Source organism: Streptomyces sp. NPDC004561 (genome assembly GCF_053602155.1).
Window position 1 is genome coordinate 1 of the sequence record NZ_JBSGDB010000630.1, and the last position, 4330, is coordinate 4330.

Below are 4330 nucleotides of genomic sequence, written 5' to 3' on the forward strand. Positions count from 1 at the left end.
ACGCAGGGATCCCGTGCTCGGACGTGTAGAACGGAAGAGCCAGCCGCTTGAGGTCGATCACCAGGGTGCTGGCGCCCGCATCGGCCGCCCCCTCGTCCTTCAGCCAGGCGGGCGGCAGGCTCCGCCACGACGACGTGCTCGGCACCTTCGTCCCCGACGGCTGCCGGCAGGCCGTGGAGGTCGCGGGCAGCGCCAACGGGGCCTTCGACCTGGCCACGGCCCTCGCGCAGGGCGCGGCGGCCGGCGCCCGCGCGGTCGAGGCCGAGGGCTGCACCGCCGCGACACCCGCCCTGCCCGCGGTGGCCGCCCAGCCGTACACCCCGCCCATGCGGGTCTTCACCGTCCCCGCCCCCACCGGCGCCCCCCGGTTCGTCGACCTCCAGCGCGACGTCACGGTCGACGACCTGGCGCGGGCGACCGGGGCGGGCCTGCGCTCCGTGGAGCACACGAAGCGCTACACCACGGCGGGCACGGCCAACGACCAGGGCAGGACCGCCGGCGTCCTGGCGAGCGGGGTCGTCGCCGAACTCCTCGGCGTGGACATCTCGGCCCTCGGCCTGCCGACGTTCCGGCCGCCGTACACGCCCGTCTCCTTCGCCACCCTCGCGGGCCGCGACCGCGGCGCGCTGCACGACCCGGTCCGCACGACCGCCCTGCACGGCTGGCACGCCGGGCACGGCGCCCTCTTCGAGAACGTCGGCCAGTGGAAGCGGCCCTGGTACTACCCGCGCGACGGCGAGGACATGGCGGCGGCCGTGCTGCGCGAGTGCCGCGCCGCCCGCGAGGGCGTGGCCTTCATGGACGCCTCCACCCTCGGCAAGATCGACGTCCAGGGCCCGGACGCGGCGCTCTTCCTCGACCGGCTCTACACCAACACGATGAGCACCCTGAAGACCGGCATGATCCGCTACGGCGTCATGTGCCGCCTGGACGGAATGGTCTTCGACGACGGCACGGTGATCCGGCTCGCCCAGGACCGCTTCCTGGTCACCACCACGACCGGCAACGCGGCGGCGGTGCTGGACTGGATGGAGGAGTGGCTGCAGACCGAGTGGCCCGAACTGCGCGTCCACTGCACCTCGGTCACCGAGCAGTGGGCGACCGTGGCCCTGGTCGGCCCGCGCTCCCGGGAACTCCTCGGCACGCTGGCGCCCCGGCTGGCCGTGGGCAACGACGACTTCCCGTTCATGGCCTGGCGGGAGACGGCCGTCGCCGGTGTCGACGCGCGCGTGTGCCGGATCAGCTTCTCCGGCGAACTCGCCTACGAGATCAACGTGTCACCGTGGGACGCCCGCACGCTGTGGGAGGCGCTGTACGAGGCGGGCGCCCCCTACGGCATCACCCCGTACGGCACCGAGACCATGCACGTCCTGCGCGCCGAGAAGGGCTACCCGATCATCGGGCAGGACACGGACGGCACGGTCACCCCGCAGGACCTCGGCATGAGCTGGGCGGTGTCGAAGAAGAAGCCCGACTTCATCGGCAAGCGCTCCCACGCCCGCGCCGACACGGCCCGGCCCGGCCGCAAGCACCTCGTCGGCCTCCTCCCCGAGGATCCGGCCGCCTTCCTGCCCGAGGGCACCCAGCTGGTCGCGGACGGCGAACTGCCCGCCCCGCCCGTGCCGATGCTCGGCCACGTCACCTCCAGCTACCGCAGCGCGGCGCTCGGCCGGACCTTCGCGCTCGCCCTGGTCAAGGGCGGCCGGGACCGCGTCGGCGAACGCCTCTACGCGCCCGTCGGCGGCCGGCTGCTCCCGGTGACCGTCGCAAGCCCCGTCCTCTACGACCCCGAGGGAGCCCGCCGCGATGGCTGACACCGCCCCGACCGCCCGGCAGCGCAGCCCCCTGGCGGACGCCGCCGGCCGCCTTGCCGCCGCGACCCGTTCCTCCCGGGGAGCCGTCCGCCTGGCCGAGGTCCCCTTCCTGGCCCAGGTGAACGTCCGGCTCGACGCCAAGAGCCCGGCGGCGGACGCCGTCGGCCTCGCCCTCGGAATCCAGCTGCCCCTGGAACCCGACACGGTCGTCCGCTCTGGGGACCTCACCGCGGTCTGGCTCGGCCCGGACGAGTGGCTGGTGGTGGGACGGCCCGGGGCCCAGCGGGAGCTGGAGAGCCGGATCCGCGCGGCGGCCGGTGACGACCCCGTCTCGGTCACCGACGTCTCCGCCCAGCGCACCACCCTCCTGGTCGGCGGACCCCGCGCCCGCGACCTGCTGGCCCACGGCTGCGCGCTGGACCTCCACCCGCGCGCCTTCGGCCCCGGCCGCTGCGCGCAGACGACCGTGGCGCGCGCCCAGGTCGTCCTGGTCGCCCGCGACGAGACCAGGGCCGGTTTCTGGGTACTGGTGCGCGCCTCCTTCGCCGGCTACCTGGCGGACTGGCTGCTGGACGCGGCCGTGGAGTACACCGCGCCGTACACCGGGTGACGCCTGACGGGAGGAGGGGGCTCAGCCCAGGTAGCCCATCCGATGGCTGATCTCCTCCGCGCCCCGGATCAGCGCGGGCGCGAGTTCGCGGATGCGTTCCTCGGTGAAGCGGTACGCCGGCCCCGACGTGCTGAGCGCGGCGACGACCTCGCCGTCACGGGAGCGGATCGGGGCCGCCATGGCGTGCAGCCCGATCTCCAGTTCCTCCAGCGTCACCGAGTAGCCGCGCTCCCGCGCCTCGGCGAGGTTCTTCTCGAGCCTCGTCCTGGCGGTCAGGGTGTGCGGGGTCAGCTTCTGCATCCCGGAGGCCGCGAGGACCCGGGTGCGTTCCTTCGCCGGCCGGTGGGCCAGCAGGATCTTGCCGCTGGACGTCGCGTGCACCGGGGTGAGCCGTCCGACCCAGTTGTGCGTGCCGACCGCGCCCGGGCCGCGCACCTGGTAGAGGTTCACGGCGTAGTGCTCCCGAAGGACCGCGATGTTGACGGTCTCGCCGATCTCCTCCATCAGCCGCTCGCACACGGGCCGGCCCTGCTGGGTGAGGTCGAGCCGGCCGGTGACCGCGCCCGCGAGGCGCACGATCCCGAAGCCCAGCCGGTACTTGCCCCGCTCGGCCGACTGCTCGACCAGCCCGCGGGACTCCAGCGCACCGAGCAGGCGGAACGCGGTCGACTTGTGGACGTCGATCTCGGCGGCGACCTCGCTGACACCCGCTTCGCCGCGCTGGGCGAGGATCTCCAGCACGCTGACGGCACGGTCGACGGACTGCACCCCGCCCGCCGCGGGAGCCGCTGTTTCGCCATCTGCGATGTGGTTGCTCATAGCGCAACTATACGCAGCGGCGTCCCGGCACCCGCAGGCGTGGCGGACGCGTGGGCGCAAGGGGGCGTCCGTGATCTTCGCCGGGGGAGGGGCGGGCACCACATCGGCGCCTTCCACACCTGGCTGCGGGGACAGGCTCGGCGCCCGCCCCGCCCCTTGACCCCTCCCGCACCGGCCCGGCGGGCACGGCGGCGACAGGGGCGGCGCGGTCTCCGCGTCAACGCGGCAGCGTCGAAGCGTCGTTGAGACGGACCGCGCACTCCAGCAGGAGCGCGTGGACGAACGCCTGGGGCAGATTGCCGCGCAGCTGGCGCTGACCCACGTCGTACTCCTCCGCGAACAGCCCGGAGGGCCCGCAGGCGGCGCGGGTCCGTTCGAACCAGCGCAGCGCGCCCACGCGGTCGCCGAGGTGGTCGGTGGCCAGCGCCATCGTGAACCCGCAGAGCAGGAAGGCCCCTTCCGCCTCGCCCAGCGGGGTCCCCGGGTGAACGAAGCGATAGAGGTACCCGTCGTCGCTCAGCCGTTCCTCGATGAAGCGGCGGGTGACGGCGCCGCTCGGATCGTCGGCGGGAGGGCAGCCCCGGGCCAGGGGAGTGAGCAGCGCGGCCTCGGGCCCGTCGTCGTCGGCGGCCCGGCGCCAGCGGCCGTCGGGGCGCAGACAGCGACGCCGCGTCTCCGCGAACACGGTCTCGGCGAGGTCGGCGGATCGCTTGGCCGTCGTCCCCGGCAGTGCCTCGGCCACCCGTCGCAGACCGCTGACCACGCTCAGCCGGGACTGGGTCCACCAGCGGTTCTCCAGTTCCCACAGACCGGCGTCGGGCCGCTGCCAATTGCGCTCCACCGCGTCGACCGCCACCGTGACGGCCCGCTCGGCCTCGGGCGTGAGCCGGTCGTGGTGAGCGGCGGCGGCGAACAGCTGGAGCGCCTCACCGAACGCGTCGAGCTGGAACTGGTCGGCCGCGTGGTTCCCGACCCGGTCGTTGCCCCCCGGATAGCCGGGCAGCGACAGCACACGTTCCTCCGGTACGCGGCCGCCGTCGACGTCGTACGCGGGGTGCAGGCCCTCACCGTCGGCCAGAATGCGTTC

The 4330-nt window shown here is 74.3% G+C and carries 3 protein-coding genes and 1 pseudogene; 2 read left to right on the top strand and 2 right to left on the bottom strand.

Going from position 1 to position 4330, the window contains the following annotated elements:
* Window positions 1-98: 98 nt before the first annotated feature.
* A pseudogene (locus ACWEN3_RS42360) lies at window positions 99-1814 on the top strand (glycine cleavage T C-terminal barrel domain-containing protein); the annotation flags it as partial.
* Entirely contained in the window at window positions 1807-2424 is a 618-nt protein-coding gene (locus ACWEN3_RS42365; protein ID WP_452982849.1) for a sarcosine oxidase subunit gamma, read from the top strand. The pseudogene ACWEN3_RS42360 and the gene ACWEN3_RS42365, both read left to right, overlap by 8 nt.
* Before the next feature lie 21 nt (window positions 2425-2445).
* On the opposite strand, the gene ACWEN3_RS42370 is transcribed toward ACWEN3_RS42365, so the two are convergent.
* Window positions 2446-3243 (bottom strand): IclR family transcriptional regulator, encoded by a 798-nt coding sequence (locus tag ACWEN3_RS42370; RefSeq protein ID WP_452982851.1) that lies wholly within the window; start codon window positions 3241-3243, stop codon window positions 2446-2448.
* A 217-nt stretch (window positions 3244-3460) separates the two neighbouring features.
* On the bottom strand, window positions 3461-4330 hold an 870-nt coding region (locus ACWEN3_RS42375), incomplete at its 5' end, for a glycoside hydrolase family 15 protein (protein ID WP_452982854.1).